Origin of the sequence: Gluconobacter albidus (assembly GCF_002005485.1) — a bacterium.
In the GTDB taxonomy this organism is placed as follows: domain Bacteria; phylum Pseudomonadota; class Alphaproteobacteria; order Acetobacterales; family Acetobacteraceae; genus Gluconobacter; species Gluconobacter albidus.
On the sequence record NZ_CP014689.1, the window covers coordinates 2,927,777 to 2,947,712 of the forward strand.

Genomic DNA, 19,936 nt, shown 5'->3' on the forward strand with positions numbered 1-19,936 from the left:
ATGAAAACCCGCTTCCGGAGCTGTCCGGGAACGGGTTTTTTTTGTGGGTGATCTGGAGGGGAAGGTTAGTTTTTCCGGGGTTTTGCCTGTTCAGCGCTGAGGCGGATCCACGGATGGCGTGCCTGAACGAAGGCCACGACGCGGGCCTTGTGGGCGTCTTTTTCAGTCGAGGCATTCGTCATGGATGTCTCATGCTGGCGGTAATCAGCCAGAATCTGCGGGACGTGATGGCCGGGCAGGCCGCGTTCTGCCATGGAGCACCACAGATCGAAGTCCTCCCAGCCCATTGCTTCACGTGAAACATAGTAGCCGCCGACGGCGGCCCAGGCCCATTTCGTGACCATGGCCATCGCGTCGATGCGGTTTCCGGAAACGAGGGAGAGCGGGTTGAAGGGCAGGTCTCCCAGAAGTTCTGGAGTGCCTGGCTGGTGTTGGGTGTCAGCAGTCATGTCCATCAGGACTGGGCCGTTTTCGTTGAAACAGGCGATGAGCGGATAGGCATAGGCTGTGCCGTCATTCATGGAGCCTAGAAGGGTTTCGCAGGCTTCGGGGCGCAGGGTGTTGTCGGCATCGAGCTGCATGACATGCACTGTTTCGGCTGCATCCATTCCGATGTTGCGTGCGCCACCCAGACCGGCATTCGTGAGGGACTGACGCAGGATCAGGCGATTGAAGCGTTCGCGGTGCCGTTCCATCCATGTTGTCGCCAAAGCAAGCGAGCCGTCGGACGATCCGTCATCCACGACAATCAGATCCAGTACCGGCAGGGTCTGAGCGGCGACGGATTCCAGAGCGTCCAGAAGATGCGCTTCGTAATTATAGGACGTGATGACAACCGTGACCGGTGCTTCCCCCAGGGCATCATGGTGAAAAAGGGTCCGGCTGGCGGGAATGACGGGCAGGCCTGACGGTGCAAGGCGATCTCTGGCCAGGCCTGTTTCCACGGCGAGGGCCGCTGCGTCGTCGCCATTTAGGGAAGTCAGCGCAAGTTTCATCCGCCGGGCCTGGGCCTGCGGACCAAAGGGCCAGAGAATGGAATGATAGGCATCCCGCGCCATCCGGATGCGCCGTTCGGGGTTGTCGATCAGAGCGATCAGAGCATCGTGCCATTCGGTCGGGCTGTTGGCGAGAAAGCTGGTTTCTCCGTGATGGATGACGCGCTGGAACGGACCTGTGGGAGAGGCGACCGTCACCACGCCGGACAGGGCGGCCTCGAAAAATTTGATCTCGCTCTTTGCCTCACAGAAGACATTTCCTGTTTCCAGGGGGGCGATGGAGATGTCGAACCGGGCAAATTCGTCCTGAAGCTCCGCGAGCGGCACCATGTCGCGCCATTCGATCTGGTCCTGCACAGGGATCAGGCTGGGAAATTCGTCCATGAGCAGAATGGGGCGATGTGTGTCGGGTTCGCGGAACAGGACAAGCCGGACCTGCGGGCGTTCGTGCAGGATGTCCGCGATGGTAGTGCAGATGGGGCCGAAATCCCGCTGATGTGTCCGGGAGCCTGCGGCGTAGCCGATGCGGACCAGTCCGTCTTCGGCGTTGACGCGGCCCGGCTCTCCACGCATGCGAAGCGCCATCCGGGCGCGCTTTAGCGAGGTCATGTCGTAGACATTGGGTAGCAGGTGAACGACGGGGCGAAGGCTGTGCATGGCAAACACCAGTTCCGCCGTCGTGGTAGAGCCTTGGTCGCAGCGCAGGAAGGTGCGGCGCATGTCCGAGAAGCAGCGCTCGATCTGTTCTTCCGTAGCGCCGATCGAGCGGATACCATCAATCAGATCGACGCGTGCGTAATGCGGCACAAAGACAATATCGTCCGCGTCAAAAATGGTCATGACGTTTTCGGATCTGGCGAGATCGAAAATCGTACTGACATGACCGCTATATTCAACGCGCCAGAACACCATGACGTCTGCCCAGCGGATATCGTCGAAGCCCACAGAGGCACAGGGGACGACTCTGGCCTCGAAGCCCGCATCCCGGGCTGCAGCTGCATTCCTGTCGCACCGGTAGAGAACGCCGGGTGTGCCCGGTTCGCCGGCGATGAAAAGGACGCGGGAGACGGAGAAAGGAGCTGGAGAAGAGAGTGTGGCGTCCTCGTCAGTAGCGGGATTCGGAGCGGGAATGTCGATGGGCGAAGGCCGGGGACGAAGGGAGCGCTTCAGGCGGCGGCAGGCCCGGAGCCACAGGGGAGGCACCGGAACGGAAGCCGCTTCGACGGAAGGTGCAGTGTTCTCTTCCGCAGGGTTATTCGGATGTATGCCTGCAAGAGTCGCTGCCTTGCTGTTGGACAGCATGCGAAGTGAAACGCGCAGATCCTGAATAATGTGTGTCTTTTCCAGAGATTCCTGCTGAACCTTCTGTGTCCGTGTCTGCAGGAGACGCGTTTTTCGGTCGTTGCGGAGAAGCTGCTGGATGGCCTGTCGGTAATGTCTGCTTTCCGGCGTGTCGGAGAGTAGACATCCCAGAAAGGGGGAATCGCCTGCATGGATCAGGACATTTTCGGGAGTGAAAGCGAAGGACCCTTCAGAGTGATGAGCTCCGAACTGTAAAACAGGAAATGAGGCAGATCCTTCTGTTGCGTCTCCGATGACCTGAAGCAGGACGGGGGGAGACACTTCGTTATTCCGGGGCGGGTGGGGCACGATCCGGATGTCGCTGGCCGGAAGGTGTGTGTCCAGAAGTTGACGGAGATTCTGCCCGGTGTGGCCGGGAAGGCGCGGTGAGTATTCGATCCGGGCGGTTGAGATGCCCTTCTCCTCGGTCAGGATCATCGTCAGCCAGGTGATCAAGTGAACGTGATCGGCCACATCCTGTCGGTTCGAAGTGATATGGTCATCGGTCTTTTCTGATGTCAGGAGAAGCGCCAGACGGACCAGAAAACGGTCGGCCTCTGAAGAGGGGAGAGAAGGCGGTTTGGAAAAATTCACGAGAAGGCCTGTGCGGGTCGGTTTTTCTGCGGAGGGCAGCATATCCTGAAAAAAGGACATGCCGTTTTCCATAAGGACTGAAGCGGTAGTCTTAATATTTATTTCTTATCAAATTAACATTCACGGAACTTTTGCGATATAAAAGGATTTGATTGAAGAGTTGGGTGATCCGCTCTTTTCCGTTTTCATATAATGAAAATGGAGAACTCTTTGTCGGCGCTGCCTTCGAATCTGTAAATGTTGGATCGTGAATCCTTGTATCATGCGCAAAGTTGATTGCCTTTGATAATCCGGCTCTGGTATGTGCAAGACTCGTCGCTCGATCATTTGGGTGGTCCGAGGGCCGCCGGTGCGAGGCAACCTTATTTTAGGAGTGCATGGTAATGGCTAACATTACTACAGTCGTTGGCGCCTCCGGCCAGACCTTTGCGGTCACGGTCAATGGTGGTCAGACCCAGCTTCTGGCGCAGCAGTACCAGACTGCTCTTTCCACCCTCCACACCAGTGGCGGTCTCGAATCTTATGACCTGGTCGCCGGTAGCAACTCTGCTACGGGTTCCAATCCTGGCCATGGTCTGATCAGTCAGGGCGGTGATTATTCCGTTTCTGGCGGTACCACCCAGTACATTTCCGTTGGCAGCTATTCCGAATCTGGTCAGGACACGCTGAATTCAGCTGTGAGCCTGGACGTTTCGGGCAGCACGGCCAGCAGCATCAGCGTTCTTGCCGGTGATTATGCCGGTGTTACGTTCAAGGCTGGCAACCAGAACGGTACGTTCGTTGGTGGTGTTGGCAACAATACGTTCAATGGCGCCGGTTCCTCGGGCAACTGGACCGTTGCGACGGGTGACGGCAACGACACCATTACGGGTACCAGCGGTAACAACACCATCAGCGGTGGTGTTGGCAACAACAGCATCGTTCTGGGCAGCGGGACGAACGTCGTTCGCTCCGAGGGTCAGGACACCATCGACGGTCTGACCGGTACGGATACGGTTACGCTGCTCGGCGGCAGCTCCGTGGTTACGCTGGGTTCCAATGCAACGGTGTACGACACGACGTCGCACAACACTGTTTCGGGCGGCAACAACAGCTTCATCACGGGCGGCAGCTCCAGCACGTACTTCTCGACCGGCGCCATGAGCACCGTCTCGGGCGGCCTGAATGACACGATTTCGGCTTCTGCCGACCTCTGGCAGGTTCGCGGTACGTCCAATTCCATCACGGCCTCGGGCTCCCTGACGTTCCTGAACGGCACGGGTGCAACGACCGTCTCCGCTGGTACGTCCACGCTGTTCGGCGCTTCGGGCCTCGACCTGCTGCTGGTTGGCGGTTCTGCAAGCTCGACCAACCTGTTCGTTGGTGGTGATGGCAACGAGACCGTGTCGGCTGCATCTTCCAATGGCACGCTGCACGCTTTCGCAGGCAAGGGCAACGAAACCATCATCGGTGGTTCTTCTGCCGATACGCTGGTTGGTGGATCGGGTTCTGCCACCCTCACGGGTGGTTCGGGCGCTGCAAACCTGTTCGCCCTGACCAAGGGTGCTGCTGGTGGCGATTATACGATCACCGACTTCGGCAGCGCTGCCGGCAACTTGATGGCTCTGTATCAGTATGGCCTTCAGAACAACAACGGGCTGGCGAATGTTCTGTCGAGCGCTACGGTTGCTGGTGGTAACACCACGATCGCACTGTCCGACAGCTCCAAGATCACGTTCGTTGGCGTCAGCGATCTGAACGCTTCGAACTTCACCCTGAGCTGATCATGGGCTCTGTCATCTGACAGATCTGTGGTGTTCAGGAAGGCCGGATCCGCAAGGGTCCGGCCTTTCGTGTTTTTGACCTTTTTGAAAGCCTGACGGAATGCGCGATGACGCGCGTGATACACTGACTGAAAGCTATCGAAGTGCGGCCCGGCTGAATGGATTGAGGGCCGAGCAGCTGCAAAAGGAAAATCAGCTTCTTCTTCGGCAGCTTTCTTTGATTCAGACCTCCCTGTCCTGGCGTGTGACGCTTCCTCTGCGCGCTATTCGTGCATTGATGTTGGGTAAACTGCTGTCCGGCAGACCTGTGCGGGAGGTTCCGGGACGGTTTCTGCGTCTGTGGGGGCGGGACGGGTTGGCTGGGATTCAGAAGACTGTCGTCCATCGCCTGCGTCGTCTGCAACGGGTTGGCGCGAAAGTGCGGGATGGTCTTCCTGAAGCCGGTAGCGAAACGGGGCAGCCCCATCCTTACAAAGCCGCTTGCGGACATCAGGCAGAGGGGTTGCGACCGAAGGTTCTGATCATCGCGGAACTCAGTCTGCGACAGTGTGCCAAGTATCGTGTCTGGCAGAAGCGGGATTTTCTGACGGCGCTGGGCTGGTTGGTTCAGGTTGTTGACTGGCGCGATATTGCTGATGCCATGTCGGCGTTGCAGCTTTGTACACAGGTCATTTTTTATCGGGTCCCCGGGTTTGAGGATGTTCTGAAGCTGGTTCAGGAGGCTCATCGGCTGGAGCTTGCTCCTCGCTGGGAGGTCGATGATCTGATTTTTGATGAAGAGGAATATCGTCAGAACGGAAATATCGAAGCTCTTCCTGCGGAGGAGCGCGATCTTCTGCTGTCGGGGGTGGTGCTGTTTCGCCGGTGTATGCTGGCCTGTGGTGGGGGCATTGCTTCTACCGAGGCGCTTGCAGGTGCCATGCGCAGGGCGGGTCTGTCGGATGTGATGGTTCTGGAGAATGCTCTGGATGTGGAGACGCTGAAAATTGCAGCGTCCCTGCCTGCGCATTCAGGGTCCGGGCGTGTGTGGGTGTCTTACGGATCAGGCACAAATACCCATGATGCAGATTTCAGGCAGGCAGAGTCAGGCTTGCTGGCTGCGATGGCTGAGGAGCCCCGGCTTTGCCTGAGGGTGATCGGGCAGTTGCAGCTTTCCCCCGTATTTGAGCGGTTTGGAGAGCGGGTCGAACGTCTGACCGAACTGTCCTATGCTGAATATCTCCAAGCTCTGTCGCAGACGGATATTGCAATTGCACCGCTGGAACCGACGCTGTTCAACGATTGCAAGAGCAATATCAAGTTTCTTGAAGCGGCCATTGTTCAGGTAGCCGCGATCTGTTCGCCCCGCGCGGCTTTTCTGAGTGTGATGCGGGATGGCAAAAATGGGTGTCTGGCGGCGGATGCCGAGGGATGGCGGGACGCCTTTCTCAGGCTGGCGCGGGACGACGGTTACCGCAGGCGTCTGGCAGAGGCGGCTTATGAAGACGTGATGGCCCGTTATGCGCCCAAGGCGATGGTGCAGACACAGGCCCGGCTTCTGTTCGGTGTTCCGGTCGTTCGGGAAGCGCAGGACCTCAGGGTTCTTATGGCGAATGTCTATTTCGCTCCCCGCTCTTTTGGGGGGGCCACGATCGTGGCTGAGGAGATGGGGCGTCGGCTGGTGCGCAAAGGGGTGAAGGTCAGTGTTCTGACGTCCCGCCCGAGCGTTATGGATCTTCCTGATGGCGATATTCGCTACGATGTGGATGGCATGACGGTTTTTGCCTCGGTTCTGCCTGATGATCAGGGGGGCCTGGGGCAACTGGACAATCCGGCCATGGCTGCAAGGTTTTCGGAAATTCTGGAGGCCTGTCAGCCGGATGTCGTTCATGTTCATGCCGCGCAGGGTCTTGGAGCCGGGCTTTTGCGGGTCTGTCAGGAGAAGGGGGTTCCCTATGTTCTGACGCTGCATGATGCCTGGTGGTTGTGTGAGCGTCAGTTCATGGTTCGGGCTGAGGGGCGTTACTGCTTCCAGACGACCATTGATCCGGCTGTCTGTCAGGCCTGTGTGCCAGGGGCACGGCATCTCGCGGATCGGGCTGTGGTGATGCGACAGGCGCTGAATGGGGCGGCTTTGCTGATCAGCCCGTCACAGGCGCATCGTGAGCTGTATCTGGCGAACGGGATTGCGCCCGAGCGGATCGTGGTCAACCGGAACGGGTTTCGCTGGCCTGAGCGTCCGCGCAGGAAGCGAACTGCCGGTACACCGCTACGGTTCGGGTTTGTCGGGGGGACGGAGGCCGTCAAGGGCTATGGTCTGCTGAAAGAAGCGATGCAGTCTCTGTCCCGGAGTGACTGGGAGCTTGTGCTGGTTGATAACAAGCTCAATCTGGGCTTCCAGTCGATTTTTCCTGAAGACTGGTCGGTGCGGGGGCAGCTTCGTGTTGTTCCGGCCTATACGCAGTCAGGGCTGGACGATTTTTACGATCAGGTCGACGTGCTGCTGTTTCCGTCGCAATGGAAAGAAAGCTATGGCCTGACGGTGCGTGAGGCGCTGGCACGGGATGTCTGGGTTGTGACGACATCTCCGGGGGGGCAGTCTGAGGACGTAGTAGACGGGTTGAACGGAACCTGCCTGCCGCTGGACGGCAAAGCCAGGACGTTGGCCGAGGCTGTCTCGTCATTGTTGGATGCACCCGAGCGTTTTGAGGCTTACGCCAACCCCTTTCGAGATCGGCTTGCGACCTATGACATACAGGCAGATGAGCTTTATGGCTTTCTGAAACAGGCCTCGGGCCGAAGGGTCTAGCGTCCGAGGAGCAGGGCTGTGAGGGCGTGGCGGCGGTCTTCGCTGGCGAACGCCTGAACCGCTCTGGCGCGCACGCTTGCCCGGCCAGAGCTGTTACGGGGTGGGGTTGCGGCCAGATAGGCCGCGATCCAGTCCGGATTGAAAAAGGTCGGATCTGGGATTTCCGCTCTCCATAGATGGATGGAGGCGATGCCGCTTGGATTGTCGCGCAGCAGCTCGGTTTTGATGAACGGAGCGTTGCCCGACCGCAGAACAGTCCGCCAGTCCGCATGCATGGGGTTGAGGGCCAGAAGACGGGCAAGGCCGCGGGTGCTGCCCCAGGAGGCTCCCGTGGACAGACCGGATGCCTTGATGGCCAGCCCAAGGCCGAGTTCTCCGTGGAGGACGATTTCGTCCTTGGTCATGTCGTTGAAGGGCTGGTTGAAAATGCGCTGGATCGCCGGGTGGTTCAGGGCGTCGCGCGTCATGCACAGGAACCACGACTGGAGATGGGGCACGACCGCCTCGGATCGGACCATGCCCCAGATCTGGAAATCCTTTTCCCGCATCCGCTCCATGATGGGCTGCAGGGGGAGGAGCGGGCCGAAGACGCTGTCATTGGCGAAAAGAATTTCTGACGCGTTGTCCGCGCATCCTTTGGCAAGCAGGAACTGCCAGGCTCCGAAGTCCAGCCCGGTATTGGGGCGCGGATGGACAGTCGCGGCGATCGGATCGGCTGGGTCTGCAAGGTCTTTCTGAAGCAGGTGGGCGTTAGCGTCCGAGAGGCCTGAGGCTGCGATGTGAATCGTGAAACCGCAGGAGGCAATCTGGCTGAGCAGATGCCGGGTGTGGGGCGGGAGTCTGGAATCCGGACTGTAATAGGCAAACAGGCAGACAGGCATCGTTGCGGACCCGCCAGAGGGAGAAAGAAACGTTAAATTCATGATATTATGGTTGTTTCTGAAGCAGATCTATATGAAATATTATGACATCTCGAGACGATGGACAACTTGCCCCTTGATGCGCTTGAGCGGCGTTTCTGTATTGGAAAGACCCGATCTGTATTCAGTAAATCCGGAGTTTCATTCATGAGCAAAGCTTTTCTTGCCGCAGTTCTTCAGGATTCCATGAATTGCACTGGGGTTGTTGCCCAGAGGGCCGTCAATGACATGATTGAGGCGATTATCGAGGAATTACGGGAAGAAGGAGGATTTACGCTGCCATCCTTCGGAACATTCACGGTCTGTGAAACCAGGGCGCGGCAGGCCGTCAATCCGAGAACCGGAGAGTCTGTCACGGTTTCTGCGGGACGGACCGTGCGGTTCAAAGCCAGTCCGGGACTGAAGCAGTCTGTCTGAATGGAGGGTGGCTGGGGTGGGAGGATTCGAACCTCCGCGTGGCGGAATCAAAATCCGCTGCCTTACCGCTTGGCTACACCCCAATCGATGCGCTCTCTGGAGCGCATGCTTTCGGACTTCTAGTCCGAACCGGTTGTCTTCGTAAAGTCCGAAGTCAGGACTCCAGTTCGAGATCGTGGTCTGGCAGGCCGGTATTGTTCAGGGCCTCGTCCATTTTGCGCCGGGCTGAGGGCTTGAGAATCCCGTATCGCTCGGCACGGTCCAGTGCGCCATCGAGGGCAGCCATGGTCGCCGCCAGGTCCGGGCTTTCGTCTTTTTCCCAGGCCCGCATGGCATGTGCCCAGACGGCTGCAAGGGCATTGATGCGCCATACGCCGCCGAAACCCGTGCAGTCGATTCCGGCTGTTTCTGCCAGCCATTTCATGGAATCAAGGGTTGTGCCAGCCAGAAAGGCGGCCAGAGCCGGATCGTAGGGAACAGCCTGCAAGACTGCCCGCACCCCTTCGCGATATTCCTGAAAAATATCGAAGCGGCGCATGATCAAGTCGAAGAGATATTCGCGCAGCGTGCCGCCATTACCATCGTCACGCAGGGCGCTGGCGTCGGCCAGACGCCCGAGCTGGAGCAGGAGGAGGGCTTTGACGGGATAGCGTTTGCGGACTGTCTCGACCGGCAGGTCGGCGTCCCGGGCGGCATCCACGAGTGAAAAGCGGTGCCATCCCTCGCTTGCGGCGAGCGACAGGGCAGACTGGAGGAGGGCGGCGTCGAAGGCTTCCTGCGCCATGTCCGGCGGACCACTCAGTGCCATGTCGTCGGATTCAAAGGGGTCCTGCCGTCCGTCCATACGGGTCTCCTGTCGAAAGCTTCTGGTCTATTGGTGGGAGCATTGCGGTCCGCCGACAAGCTCTCTCCCATAAAGAAACCGTCAGCCAGCGAGTTCGTCGGCCCGTTTTGTAGCAGCGTCAATAGCTTTTGGAACCGTTTCGGGCCATGCATCAGGTTTCATGAGGATGGCCAGAGCCGCGGCAGTGGTGCCGTTGGGGCTGGTGACGGCCTTGCGGAGGTCTTCTGCGCTTTCGGGCAGATCGTCGAGCATGCGTCCTGCGCCATAGATTGTTCCACGGGCCAGACGGCGGGCGACATTCGGCGCCAGACCATGCTGTTGCCCAGCTTTTTCCAGCAGTTCGGCCAGAAGGAACACATAGGCCGGGCCGGAGCCGGAAATGGCCGTGACGACCGACAGATCGTTTTCGTTTTCGACCGGTACGACGTCGCCAACCGCGAAAAGCAGATCGTGACAGATGGAGGTCTGCTCCGGGGTTGCTGCGGCCGAAGCGTAGAGACCGCTGATCCCGGCACCGACCGAGGAGGGGGTGTTGGGCATGGCGCGCAGGACCGGAATTTCCGCGCCTGCAAGCCGGGCTGCTTCCGAAAGAGCCTCGCAGGTACGACCCGCCATGACTGAGAGAAGAGCGGCCCCGTTCAGGCGCGGCCCCAGCGCTTTTCCAAGCGCGTCGATCACGATTTCGGCAGCGCCAGGTTTAACGGCGAGGACGATGATGTCGGGTTGGAAATCGGCAGGGATTTCGGCGGCTGTCCGGACGACGGTGATCGTATCGTCCGGACTGGTTCGGTGTCGGTCAAGGACGACGAGGCGTGGCGGAGTGGGGGAGGCGAGCCACCCGTCGAGGAGCGCGCCTCCCAGCTTGCCGCACCCTGCAAGAAGGATTGAAGGGACGGATGGCACTGTCAGGCGTCTCCCACACAGTCGAGCATGGCGGCGTCTATGGCCTCCTGCGGTGATTTTCCGCCCCAGAGTGCGAACTGGAAGGCAGGATAAAAACGCTCGCATTCTGACATCGCGATTTCCACGAGGTCTTCCATGCTTTCGCCTGGCAGCGTCTGCACGCCGCGCAGCAGGAGCGTATGTCGGTAGGAGGGCGTGCCTGTGTCGGGGTCGACGGCGAAATGGCCGATCCAGAGGCGGTTATTGGCGAGGGAAACGAGTTCGTGGACGGCCGGCCGGCGCTTTGCGGGGGAGCGCAGGTCCATGATGCAGTTCAGATGCAGGGCCGATAGTTCGTCGGACCATGTGAAGTACAGGGAATAGTCGCACCACTGTCCGGGGGCCTGGGCGGCCATTTCGGACGGGCCGAGGCGTTCGAACTCCCATTCATAGAGGCCCATGACCTGTTCCATCAGGTCGAGCGGATGGGATTCTGTTTCATTGGTGAGTGAGGTGCTCAGGGCAGGCATGGCGGGTCTCCCAAGGCCGTGGAGCCTGGCACCGGCCTGGCGCCGGTGCGGCGCTCCAGATGTCTGCGGCCGGAAGCGGAAAATCCGCTCCCGACATCAGTTACGTTATGGAGCCTTGGCCTCGGGTGCAAGCATTACGCGTTGCAAAAGTCACACTGGTTTCGGGGACTGTTGCAGATCAGCCCTGTGGGCCGCCTTTTTCTTCGGTTGCAAGCTCCTCGACAGCAGCCAGACGCGATTCGATTTCGGCCAGACGCTGTTCTGTTGCGTCCTGTGCCATGCGCGCACGGGTTGCCATTTCCTGTACCGCGTCGAATTCGTCACGTCGCACGAGGTCGAGGCTGTTGAGGATTTCGTCCACGCGGGTGCGGACGATGGCATGAAGCTCTTCGCGGGCGCCGGTCACGGCGGAAAATGCGTTACCGGCAAGGCCAGCGAGGTCGTCGAAAAAGCGGGGTCTGTCAGCCATGGTGAGGGTCCTGCTGTTCTGCGGCGTGTCGTGTCGGGCGCGTCGCTTGGATCGTTATCGGGGGCAGACTATACAGGAAGGATGATTATCGTCACCGGCGGGGCCGGATTCATTGGTTCGTGTCTTCATGCCGCCCTGCGTCGCCGGGGCTTGCGGACGGTTGTGGTTGACCGGCTCAGGGACGGAGTGAAGTGGCGCAATCTGGCGTCCCATGCGCCGGATCGCATCATCACGCCTGATGAGCTGGAAGGTTTCCTTGCGACCGAACCGGATGTGGAAGCCGTGTTTCACATGGGGGCGATCAGCGCCACCACGGCGCGGGACGGAGATCTTGTCTGGTCGAGCAACGTGGCCCTGTCGCAGAAACTGTGGCGGTGGTGCGCGGCGCGGGGGGTGCGGATGATCTATGCGTCTTCTGCCGCGACCTACGGGGCGGCGGACCGGCCGGAGATGTTCCGTGACGGGCTGGATGGCATTGATGGCCTGAGGCCTCTGAACCTGTATGGCTGGTCCAAGCAGGCTTTCGATCTGTGGGTGAAGCGGGAAATCGAAAGCGGAGCGGCTGTGCCGCCGCAATGGGCCGGGCTCAAGTTCTTCAACGTTTATGGGCCGAACGAATACCACAAGGGGTCAATGATCTCGGTCGTGAAGGTCAAATACGATGAGGTCGTGCAGGATCGTGCGGCAAAGCTGTTCCGCTCGGATGTGCCGGGACTGGTCGACGGGCAGCAGCAGCGGGACTTCATCTGGGTCGGGGATGTTGTCAGCGTCATGCTGTGGCTGTTCGATCATCCTCAGGTCAGCGGGCTGTTCAACTGCGGGACCGGTGTGGCGCGGAGTTATCTCGATCTGGCACATGCGGTCTGTGACGCTGCGAAGCGGGCGAGGGATGTCGAATTCGTGGACATGCCCGAGAAGCTGCGCGGGCAGTACCAGTCCTTTACCTGTGCGGATATGAGCCGCCTGCGCGCTGCGGGCTATGATGCGCCGTTTACGTCTCTTGAAGACGGAATCGGGCAGTATGTGCGCGACTATCTTTCCCGTTCCCACCCCAATCTCTGAGAGCCGATTCTGTGAGCCATCCTCTGATCTTTCCTGATTTTGATCCGGTTGCCTTTCATGTCGGCCCTCTTGCGGTGCGCTGGTATGCGCTCGCCTATATGGTGTCGTTCATCATTGCGCTGCCGATTGCGAAGCGGCTGAACCGTCTGGCGCCGGAAGTGGCGACGAAAGAGCAGGTCGACGACTTCCTGTTTTACGCCATTCTTGGTGTGTTGCTGGGGGGGAGGCTGGGTTACGTCCTGTTCTACCGGCCGATGGATTATCTTTCGCACCCGCTGGAAATCTTCAAGACGTGGGACGGTGGGATGTCGTTTCATGGTGGGGCGCTGGGCGTCATTCTGGCGCTGGCCTATTTCAGCTGGAAGAACCGTCTGAGCTTTCTGGCCTTTGCGGACCGCATCGTGCCGGTGGTGCCGATCGGGCTGGGGCTTGGGCGCTGTGCGAATTTCGTGAACGGGGAGCTGTGGGGGCGTCCGGCGTCTCCGGATCTGCCCTGGGCGATGATTTTCCCGACGGGTGGGCCGATTCCGCGGCATCCGTCCGAGCTTTATGAAGCCCTGACCGAGGGTGTGCTGCTGTTGTGCGTCATGCTGTTTGCAGCCAGCCGTCCGGCGGCGCGTGAGCGGTTCGGGTTCCTGTCGGGGCTGTTCCTGTTCGGCTATGCCTGTGCACGGAGTTTCTGCGAATTTTTCCGGCAGCCGGATGCGAATATCGGGTTCCTGTCCGGTGGCACCACGATGGGGCAGTTGCTGTGCATTCCGATGGCGCTCGCGGGGATGGGGCTCATGGTTTATGCGATGCGGCGCCCGGCGCAGGTGTCGGCACATGTCTGAGGCTGTGCTGACGGGATCGGTTCTCAGGGTGCCGCACGGGTTCTTCACGCGGCTCGGGGGCGTCTCGCTGGCGCCGTATGACAGTTTGAACTGTTCGCTGTCCTCGCAGGACGACCTGGCGAATGTGACGGAGAACAGGGCCCGGGTGGCACAGGCGATCGGGGTGGAGCCGGATCATCTGCTGGGGCTGAAGCAGACGCATAGTGACATCACTGTGCCTGTGACGGCCGAAACGTCCCTCTGGGTCGCGGGGGCCGGGGAGGTCGGGGATGCGCTGGTGACGGACCGTCCGGAGATCGGCGTGAGCGTCATTACGGCGGATTGCGGGCCGGTGCTGCTGTCTTCTGAGGATGGACGGATCGTGGGTGTGGCCCATGCGGGCTGGCGTGGCGCTGCGGGCGGGATTCTCGAATCCGTGGTAGCGCAGATGGTTGCGCTGGGGGCTGTGGGAATTCGGGCTGTTGTCGGGCCTTGCATTGCACCGGCGAGCTATGAAGTCGGGCCGGATATGCGCGATGCTGTTCTGGCTTATGGGGCGGAGGGGGAAATCTTTTTCCATTCAGCGCCCCGCGCCGGGCATTTCCTGTTTGATCTGCCGGGCTATTGCGGGTTTCGCTTGGAACAGGCCGGAGTCCGGACCGTACAGATTCTGGGCGTCGATACGCTGACAGATCCGCGTTTCTTCAGCCATCGCCGCCGCACACTCGCAGGCGGTGGGCATATCGGGCATCAGATTTCGGCGATCCGCCCGCTGGCCTCTCCACTGGGCTGAGGGCGGCGAAGGCCGGATTTCTCCAGCAGCCAGCGATCGGCGGGGCGTGAGAGAAAACGGTCCACGAGGACGCCGAGGCAGAAGGACAGGCCGAGGGTCGGGAGGAACCAGACCCAGCCGAACGTCCAGTTCTCTCCGGTGGCTCTGAACAGGTGGACCATCGGCATGACGACGAACATGTGGCTGAGATAGATTTCATAGCTTAGTCGTCCCCACTGACGCGGCCATGCCAGAAACCGGCTTGCAGTCGCCTTGCCCCAGCCGTTGTAGAAGGCGAGCAGCAGGACCGCGCAGGATAATGTAAAGAACAGCGGAGCGCCGTAGTTCAGGGTCTGCCAGAGGATATGGCTGTCCAGCAGATAGAGCCCGACACCGAAGGTTCCGGCCCAGCCCAGCCAAGGCGTGAGGCGCGCAAACATGGCAGGAGGCATCCGGTGTGCGAGCAGGGCTGTGCAGACGCCCATGGCGATTGCGGAAATACCCGGTCCATAGGCTTCGTCCTGCCAGATTTCCGAGGCGTCCCGGAGTTGCCATTCCGCAAACGGGAGGGAGAGGGCGAGCAGTGCGAAAATGCAGACAAGCAGTCCGGGGCCGATCAGTTTTGGAACGCGCCCACTCAGGAGGCAGAGGATCGGGAAGGCGAGATAGAACAGTTCCTCGACCGACAGCGACCACAATACGTCCCAGTTGGCCGGGAGGTAGTTCGTCCGGGCTTCATAGAGGTTCAGATGCATGAACAGGGCTGCAAAAATGGCGCCGGGCAGCGTCTGGCTGTCGTGATGGAAGCGGAAGTCAGGCGCGCCCGCGATTTTGAGAACCGCGAGAATTCCCAACAGAGCCAGCAGGCATGGCAGGATGCGGCAGGCGCGGCGTCCGGAGAAGGCGAAGACGTTGATTTTACCCGGACTGCCCCAGCGGCGCATTGTGTGATCGGTAATCAGAAAGCCTGAAATGACGAAGAAGATCTTCACGCCTTTGGCGCCGTCCCAGGTCAGGGCTTTCAGAAGAAAGTCGGGGAAGACGGTGGAAAGGCCGGTGTGCATCAGGGGGATGCGCAAAGCGAGGTGATGGATGACGACGAGGATAATGGAAATGCCCCTGAGCAGGTCGATCCCCGGATTGCGTTGTGCGCCTGTCGTAACTGTCTGCACTCTGAGATCCCATTCTGCAAAAGCAGAACACTTCTGTAATGAAAATCAGGCATGATTCCGTTCGGAATGCGGCATGAGGCGGGCTGAGGCAAAAATCAGGTCTGTGCGAACGTCTGGTTTTCGTCGAGGGGACGTTTTTCCGTTCTGGGGCCGAAGAGGAGTGTGACGGTGGCGCCGGACAGGAGGATCAGGGTGGTCAGGCCGAAGACGCCGGGAAAGCCGGCGAGCGGGTAAAGCCAGCCGATCAGGACGGGGGAGGCGATGGCGCCGAGGCGTGCGATGGCGGAAGCGAGGCCCATGCCCCGGGCGCGCAGGGCGGTCGGGAAGAGTTCGGGGGTGTAGGCGTAGATGCCGCCGAAAGTGCCGTTCATGAAAAAGGATAGCAGGATGCCGAAGATCAGGACCTCCATGGAGGTCCGGCTGGCGGCCATGCCGATGGCGCTGAGTGCTCCGGCGAGCATGAACAGGGCCACGGTTCCGCGTCGTCCAAGGCGGTCAGTGAGCAGGGCGGCGCAGGCATAGCCAGGGAGCTGGGCGAAATAGATCGAGATGGCGTAGCCGAAGCTTCGGGTGATGGTCATGCCCCGTTCGATCATCAGGGTCGGGATCCAGGTGAAGAAGGCGTAGAAGCTGAAAGTGATGGCGAGCCACATGGCCCAGCTCATGAAGGTGGAGCGCCGCAGGTTCGGGGCAAACAGATCCCGGACCGGGCGCAGGGAAGGAGCGCCACGGTCGGTCGTGGTGGTCAGGCCGACCGCGAGGCCTGCGCTTTCTTCAATATCGCCGACGATCCGGCAGGCCTCTGCCGTGTGGCCCCGTTCGTCGAGCCAGCGGGGGGATTCGGGCAGAGCGCGGCGCCACCACAGCAGCATGAGGACTGGAAAGCCTGTCAGGGCCAGAGCCCAGCGCCAGCCATCTTCCATGGCCGGGACAAGCATGAATCCCAGAATCGCCGCCGTGACGTAGCCAAAGGAGTAAAACCCGGTCAGGGCTGCGGTGAAGGCGCCCCGATAGCGGGCGGCAACGAATTCGCTGAGATAGGGTGCGATGATGGTGGCTTCCGCACCGGCCCCGATCCCGGACAGCAGGCGGCACAGGAAGAAGGCGATGAAGGAGGACGATCCGGCGGACAGGAGCGAGCCGATGGCGTAAATGGCCAGCGCGCTCATCATGACGCGGCGGCGGCCCGATCGGTCTCCCCACCAGCCGGATAGCAGGGCGCCCAGCCCGTAGCCCAGATAGGTGGCGCTTCCGAGCAGGCCCAGCGCCGGGCCGCTCAGATGCCACTGGTTTTTCAGCATGGGCAGCGCAAAGGCGACAATGGCGGAATCGAGGCCGTCGAAGGTATAGCCGAGGCCGCCGAGGAACAGCAGTTTCCAGTGAAAGCGGGTAAAGGGCAGGCATTCGATGCGGGCGGCGATGCTCATCGGAGGGGATATCTGCCGGGAACTGTGGAAACGGAACGCAATCGTAGCGGTCGCGGGACGGGATGGTCCAGAGGGGTGCAGCAGGACCGTTGAGTCCGAAAATGGTTGTATCGGTGGCGGTTTTCCGCTACTCCGCGCCTCGCACAGGCACCCCTGGAGGTCTGTGTTGACGAAATTCAATACGCAGGAGCGTAACAGTGGCTAATTTGACGACACTTGCTGTCTCGACGCGTGCGAAGGCTGGTAAGGGGGCAGCGCGCGCAACGAGACGTGAGGGCCTGGTGCCGGCCGTGATCTACGGTGGCAAGGAAGAGCCCTCCATCATCGCACTTGATCCGCGCGTGATCATGAAGGAACTGCATCGCGGTGGTTGGTCCTCGCGCGTGTACAACCTTGCTGTCGAAGGCGCAGAGCCGGTTGCGGCCCTGATCCGCGACGTGCAGCTGCACCCGGTTTCCGATGCCCCGATCCATGTGGACTTCCAGCGCGTTACGGCTGGCACGAAGATCCACGTGGAAGTCTCCATCGCTTTCGTTGGCGAAGAGAAGTCCCCGGGGATCAAGCGTGGCGGCGTTCTGAACGTTGTGCGTCATTACATCGACGTGCAGGCTGATCCGGCCAACATTCCGGAGCACTTCACGGCAGATCTGAGCGGCCTCGACATCCACGAAAACGTGCGCTGGACGGACCTCAAGGGCACCGAAGGCGCTGTTCTGGCCAGTGGTCAGGCTGCGGACATGGTTATCGCCTCCATCGCGGCACCGACCATCGACGCCGAAATGGAAGCCGAAGCTGCTGCCAAGGCCGCTGCTGAAGCTGCCGCTGCTACGAAGCCGGGCGCAAAGAAGAAGTAATGTCATGAGGCTCTGGACCGGTCTCGGCAATCCCGAGCCGGGGATGAGCCGTCATCGACACAATATCGGCTTTATGGCGGTCGACGAGATCGCCAGGCGCCACGGTTTTTCACCGTGGCGCAAGCGCTTCCGGGGGGAGACTTCCGAAGGCGTCATCGGGGGGCAGAAGATTCTGCTCCTCAAGCCGATGACGTATATGAACCTGTCGGGTGACAGTGTTCAGCAGGCCGCGCAGTTCTTCAAGATTGCGCCGGACGATATTACCGCATTTCACGACGAACTCGATCTTGCTTTCGGCAAGCTGCGCATCAAGCGTGGTGGTGGCGCCGCCGGGCATAATGGTCTGCGCTCGATGGACAAGTGTCTGTCGGGGCCGGATTACTGGCGCGTGCGGATGGGAATCGGTCATCCGGGGCACAAGGATCGTGTGACGGGTCATGTGCTGGGGAATTTCGCCAAGGCGGAAGAGCCGGAACTCGAGCGCTGGCTTGAGGCCATGGCGGACGCAGCGCCCCTCCTTGCGAAGAAAGAGCACGAAGCCTTCATGACAAAGGTTGCCCTGCTGGCGGCGTAACGGTGTTCCGGCTGAAATGGCCGGTCAGGGCGGGTCTGACAAACAGGGCCATGACATCCATCAGGGCGTGAAATCCCATCAGCCAGATCAGGGGGGTTCCGTGGAGGGCGCGGAGCATGAAGATCAGGCCGATGACCGTTGTGATCAGCACGCCTTTGCGCCCCTGATACCAGTGCATTCCCCCGAACAGCAGTGTTGAGAGCGCTGCGCCTGCGATCAGGCTCCCGGTGAGCTGGCCTGCGAGCAGGGGAAGTGCCAGACGGAAGAAAAGCTCTTCTCCCAGACCCGCATTCAGGCAGAGCAGAAAGGCCAGCCCGGCTTCGGGCAGGGTGCGTGGGATCAGGGCAGAAAAATCACCAAGTGGGTTGAGGAGTGCGGGCCGCTTCAGCTTGCGGAGCAGAATGAACATGCCCGCGAGGATCAGAAGCCCGCAGGTGAATCCTGCGAAAAATGCGGGTGATATTTCAGGAGGCGTCGTGCTGACCGGTGTCGCCGGTGCGGACAGGCGTAGCTGGATAAGGGATGTGGGCTTCACGGATTCAGGCAGAATCCAGAGCGTCACGAGACCCCCAAGATCGAAAAACAGGACGCTCTGCAACAGCCATTTCAGATAGAAGCGGCGTCTTTCCTGAGTATGGGGGGCAGTGCGGAAGATTTTCCATTCCTGCATTCCCCTGCGGCTGTGGTGCACGCAGGCGGCCAGCAGGAATGCGAGCCAGAGGATTGCCAGAATTCTTGCTGCGAAGATGCCGTGCAGGATTGTCATGAATGGGTTCTCTTTCCATATTGGAAAGTCAGATCATCATTTTCCATATTGGAAAGTCAAGGCCATGCAGCAGGATGGATTCGGAACTACGGATGTGAGGAGTCGGGACGATGCGCGTGCGCAGCTGGAAGCCCTGGACGCCTTCAGGAACAGGCTTCCGAAGGAGCTGGTCTGTCCGTGGTGGAATGCGCCGGTCATGGGCGGTCTGCTGGCGCTTCTGACCTTTGCGATGAGTCTGGACCCGCCCTTCATTTTTCTGCTGGAAGGGCTGTGCGTCGCATTGATGGGCATTTTCTACGCGCTCGCGCGGCGGCAGATGGGATATTTCGTCAATGGATACCGTCGGGGGCGCACCCGGAAGATCGCAATCGGTATGATTCTGGGGGTTTATGCGATGATGGCGCTGTCTGGAGCGGGGGCGAGGGTACTTCATCTAGCGTGGCTGCCGTGGATTGCGACGCTGGGCAGTTTTGCGATCGGCTATGGGGTTGCGTTGCTCTGGCGGAGGGCCTGGCAGGCTGGTATGACGGCGCGGTTGTGAAGGCTGTTCCCCAATTCGATCCTGTTATTCATCCTCCTGTCCGCTTGCAGCTTGCTGCGGCCCTGTCGGAAGTGAACGACATGGAATTTGGCCGGGCGCGGGACCTTCTGGGCGTGAGTGACTCGGTCCTGTCCAAACATCTCGCGCAGATGCAGGAAGCGGGCTATGTGCGGTTGCGCAAGGCGCCTCTGGGGGGGCGGCAGCGAACTTGGCTGGTTCTGACGGCACAGGGGCGTGCGGCTTTAAAGGCGCATGTGCGGGCCTTGCAGGATCTGGCGGGAATCGTGGGCTGAAGCCTGTTTCGCGAGGGTGGGAGGTTGTGAGCCTCTCCGGTTTCTGCGAACAACAGGGCAACGGAATTTTCTGGAACGGGTCGTTCGCGTCCGAGCGGTCTTTTAATGATGATGGAGAGC

Annotated in this window: 19 protein-coding genes and 1 tRNA gene; 10 read left to right on the forward strand and 10 right to left on the reverse strand. The window is 60.3% G+C overall.

Translation table 11 applies throughout. From position 1 onward, the window contains the following. Positions 1-65: 65 nt before the first annotated feature. The gene (locus A0U94_RS13405) at positions 66-2,990 is read right to left on the reverse strand and encodes a glycosyltransferase (protein WP_244178019.1); all 2,925 of its coding nucleotides are present in this window, start codon (positions 2,988-2,990) and stop codon (positions 66-68) included. A 323-nt stretch (positions 2,991-3,313) separates the two neighbouring features. On the opposite strand from A0U94_RS13405, the gene A0U94_RS13410 reads away from it, so the two are divergent. Continuing rightward, entirely contained in the window at positions 3,314-4,693 is a 1,380-nt protein-coding gene (locus tag A0U94_RS13410; protein WP_062030538.1) for a beta strand repeat-containing protein, read from the forward strand. Between the two features lie 100 nt (positions 4,694-4,793). Continuing rightward, positions 4,794-7,481 (forward strand): glycosyltransferase, encoded by a 2,688-nt coding sequence (locus A0U94_RS13415; protein ID WP_077803657.1) that lies wholly within the window; start codon positions 4,794-4,796, stop codon positions 7,479-7,481. Here A0U94_RS13415 and A0U94_RS13420 read toward each other — a convergent pair. Continuing rightward, a complete protein-coding gene (locus tag A0U94_RS13420) occupies positions 7,478-8,404 on the reverse strand; it encodes a rhamnan synthesis F family protein (protein WP_244178020.1) in 927 nt (308 codons plus the stop codon). The genes A0U94_RS13415 and A0U94_RS13420 overlap by 4 nt on opposite strands. 144 nt (positions 8,405-8,548) lie before the next feature. On the opposite strand from A0U94_RS13420, the gene A0U94_RS13425 reads away from it, so the two are divergent. Then, complete coding sequence (locus tag A0U94_RS13425; RefSeq protein WP_062030534.1) at positions 8,549-8,818, forward strand: HU family DNA-binding protein; 270 nt, start codon at positions 8,549-8,551, stop codon at positions 8,816-8,818. A gap of 8 nt (positions 8,819-8,826) precedes the next feature. Here the strand turns inward: A0U94_RS13425 and A0U94_RS13430 are convergent. The 5 genes from A0U94_RS13430 to A0U94_RS13450 all read right to left on the reverse strand — a co-directional run bounded on the left by A0U94_RS13430 (position 8,827) and on the right by A0U94_RS13450 (position 11,543). Beyond that, positions 8,827-8,901 (reverse strand) — tRNA-Gln (locus tag A0U94_RS13430). A 71-nt stretch (positions 8,902-8,972) separates the two neighbouring features. Next, positions 8,973-9,662, reverse strand: coding sequence for a hypothetical protein (locus tag A0U94_RS13435; RefSeq protein ID WP_062030510.1), 690 nt, complete (start codon positions 9,660-9,662; stop codon positions 8,973-8,975). A gap of 81 nt (positions 9,663-9,743) precedes the next feature. Further along, positions 9,744-10,565, reverse strand: coding sequence for a pyrroline-5-carboxylate reductase (proC, locus tag A0U94_RS13440; protein ID WP_062030508.1), 822 nt, complete (start codon positions 10,563-10,565; stop codon positions 9,744-9,746). A 2-nt stretch (positions 10,566-10,567) separates the two neighbouring features. Then, positions 10,568-11,074 carry a type III secretion system chaperone family protein gene (locus A0U94_RS13445; protein WP_062030506.1) on the reverse strand — a complete coding sequence of 169 codons (507 nt, stop codon included), beginning with the start codon at positions 11,072-11,074 and terminating at the stop codon, positions 10,568-10,570. Between the two features lie 178 nt (positions 11,075-11,252). After that, positions 11,253-11,543 (reverse strand): accessory factor UbiK family protein, encoded by a 291-nt coding sequence (locus A0U94_RS13450; RefSeq protein ID WP_062107038.1) that lies wholly within the window; start codon positions 11,541-11,543, stop codon positions 11,253-11,255. Positions 11,544-11,624: 81 nt separating this feature from the next. On the opposite strand from A0U94_RS13450, the gene rfaD reads away from it, so the two are divergent. From rfaD to pgeF, 3 genes are read left to right on the forward strand one after another with little or no spacing between them, the layout of a single operon-like run. Then, on the forward strand, positions 11,625-12,605 hold the full coding sequence (rfaD, locus tag A0U94_RS13455; protein ID WP_077803658.1) for an ADP-glyceromanno-heptose 6-epimerase: 981 nt from the start codon (positions 11,625-11,627) through the stop codon (positions 12,603-12,605). Positions 12,606-12,631: 26 nt separating this feature from the next. Then, entirely contained in the window at positions 12,632-13,438 is an 807-nt protein-coding gene (gene lgt / locus A0U94_RS13460) for a prolipoprotein diacylglyceryl transferase (protein ID WP_077803994.1), read from the forward strand. Beyond that, positions 13,431-14,210, forward strand: a complete 780-nt coding sequence (gene pgeF, locus A0U94_RS13465) for a peptidoglycan editing factor PgeF (RefSeq protein ID WP_077803659.1) — start codon at positions 13,431-13,433, stop codon at positions 14,208-14,210. The genes lgt and pgeF overlap by 8 nt, the downstream gene beginning before the upstream one ends. Here the strand turns inward: pgeF and A0U94_RS13470 are convergent. Both A0U94_RS13470 and A0U94_RS13475 read right to left on the reverse strand, forming a co-directional pair. Further along, positions 14,168-15,361 carry an acyltransferase family protein gene (locus A0U94_RS13470; RefSeq protein ID WP_077803660.1) on the reverse strand — a complete coding sequence of 398 codons (1,194 nt, stop codon included), beginning with the start codon at positions 15,359-15,361 and terminating at the stop codon, positions 14,168-14,170. The two genes, pgeF and A0U94_RS13470, sit on opposite strands and share 43 nt — an antisense overlap. Positions 15,362-15,456: 95 nt before the next feature. Next, complete coding sequence (locus A0U94_RS13475) at positions 15,457-16,788, reverse strand: MFS transporter (RefSeq protein WP_077803661.1); 1,332 nt, start codon at positions 16,786-16,788, stop codon at positions 15,457-15,459. A gap of 197 nt (positions 16,789-16,985) precedes the next feature. Between A0U94_RS13475 and A0U94_RS13480 the strand changes: the two genes are divergently transcribed. Together A0U94_RS13480 and pth are read left to right on the forward strand one after the other, a co-directional pair. Further along, on the forward strand, positions 16,986-17,642 hold the full coding sequence (locus A0U94_RS13480; RefSeq protein WP_062030493.1) for a 50S ribosomal protein L25/general stress protein Ctc: 657 nt from the start codon (positions 16,986-16,988) through the stop codon (positions 17,640-17,642). Positions 17,643-17,646: 4 nt separating this feature from the next. Continuing rightward, on the forward strand, positions 17,647-18,216 hold the full coding sequence (pth, locus tag A0U94_RS13485; protein ID WP_077803662.1) for an aminoacyl-tRNA hydrolase: 570 nt from the start codon (positions 17,647-17,649) through the stop codon (positions 18,214-18,216). Here the strand turns inward: pth and A0U94_RS16170 are convergent. Further along, positions 18,185-18,982, reverse strand: a complete 798-nt coding sequence (locus A0U94_RS16170) for a CPBP family intramembrane glutamic endopeptidase (RefSeq protein WP_244178021.1) — start codon at positions 18,980-18,982, stop codon at positions 18,185-18,187. The genes pth and A0U94_RS16170 overlap by 32 nt on opposite strands. Before the next feature lie 64 nt (positions 18,983-19,046). On the opposite strand from A0U94_RS16170, the gene A0U94_RS13495 reads away from it, so the two are divergent. Continuing rightward, positions 19,047-19,523, forward strand: coding sequence for a hypothetical protein (locus A0U94_RS13495; protein WP_077803996.1), 477 nt, complete (start codon positions 19,047-19,049; stop codon positions 19,521-19,523). Beyond that, positions 19,520-19,816: a transcriptional regulator gene (locus tag A0U94_RS13500; RefSeq protein WP_077803663.1), complete on the forward strand. Its 297-nt coding sequence runs from the start codon at positions 19,520-19,522 to the stop codon at positions 19,814-19,816. Before A0U94_RS13495 ends, A0U94_RS13500 begins: the two co-directional genes overlap by 4 nt. Positions 19,817-19,936: the final 120 nt, after the last annotated feature.

What these genes read in the sequence shown, in the direction of transcription:
- A0U94_RS13405 (WP_244178019.1), bottom strand. Translation starts at nt 2,990, where the DNA reads ATGTCCTTTTTTCAGGATATGCTGCCCTCCGCAGAAAAACCGACCCGC.
- A0U94_RS13410 (WP_062030538.1), top strand. Translation starts at nt 3,314, where the DNA reads ATGGCTAACATTACTACAGTCGTTGGCGCCTCCGGCCAGACCTTTGCG.
- A0U94_RS13415 (WP_077803657.1), top strand. Translation starts at nt 4,794, where the DNA reads ATGCGCGATGACGCGCGTGATACACTGACTGAAAGCTATCGAAGTGCG.
- A0U94_RS13420 (WP_244178020.1), bottom strand. Translation starts at nt 8,404, where the DNA reads ATGAATTTAACGTTTCTTTCTCCCTCTGGCGGGTCCGCAACGATGCCT.
- A0U94_RS13425 (WP_062030534.1), top strand. Translation starts at nt 8,549, where the DNA reads ATGAGCAAAGCTTTTCTTGCCGCAGTTCTTCAGGATTCCATGAATTGC.
- A0U94_RS13435 (WP_062030510.1), bottom strand. Translation starts at nt 9,662, where the DNA reads ATGGACGGACGGCAGGACCCCTTTGAATCCGACGACATGGCACTGAGT.
- A0U94_RS13445 (WP_062030506.1), bottom strand. Translation starts at nt 11,074, where the DNA reads ATGCCTGCCCTGAGCACCTCACTCACCAATGAAACAGAATCCCATCCG.
- A0U94_RS13450 (WP_062107038.1), bottom strand. Translation starts at nt 11,543, where the DNA reads ATGGCTGACAGACCCCGCTTTTTCGACGACCTCGCTGGCCTTGCCGGT.
- rfaD (WP_077803658.1), top strand. Translation starts at nt 11,625, where the DNA reads ATGATTATCGTCACCGGCGGGGCCGGATTCATTGGTTCGTGTCTTCAT.
- pgeF (WP_077803659.1), top strand. Translation starts at nt 13,431, where the DNA reads ATGTCTGAGGCTGTGCTGACGGGATCGGTTCTCAGGGTGCCGCACGGG.
- A0U94_RS13475 (WP_077803661.1), bottom strand. Translation starts at nt 16,788, where the DNA reads ATGAGCATCGCCGCCCGCATCGAATGCCTGCCCTTTACCCGCTTTCAC.
- pth (WP_077803662.1), top strand. Translation starts at nt 17,647, where the DNA reads ATGAGGCTCTGGACCGGTCTCGGCAATCCCGAGCCGGGGATGAGCCGT.
- A0U94_RS16170 (WP_244178021.1), bottom strand. Translation starts at nt 18,982, where the DNA reads ATGACAATCCTGCACGGCATCTTCGCAGCAAGAATTCTGGCAATCCTC.
- A0U94_RS13495 (WP_077803996.1), top strand. Translation starts at nt 19,047, where the DNA reads ATGCAGCAGGATGGATTCGGAACTACGGATGTGAGGAGTCGGGACGAT.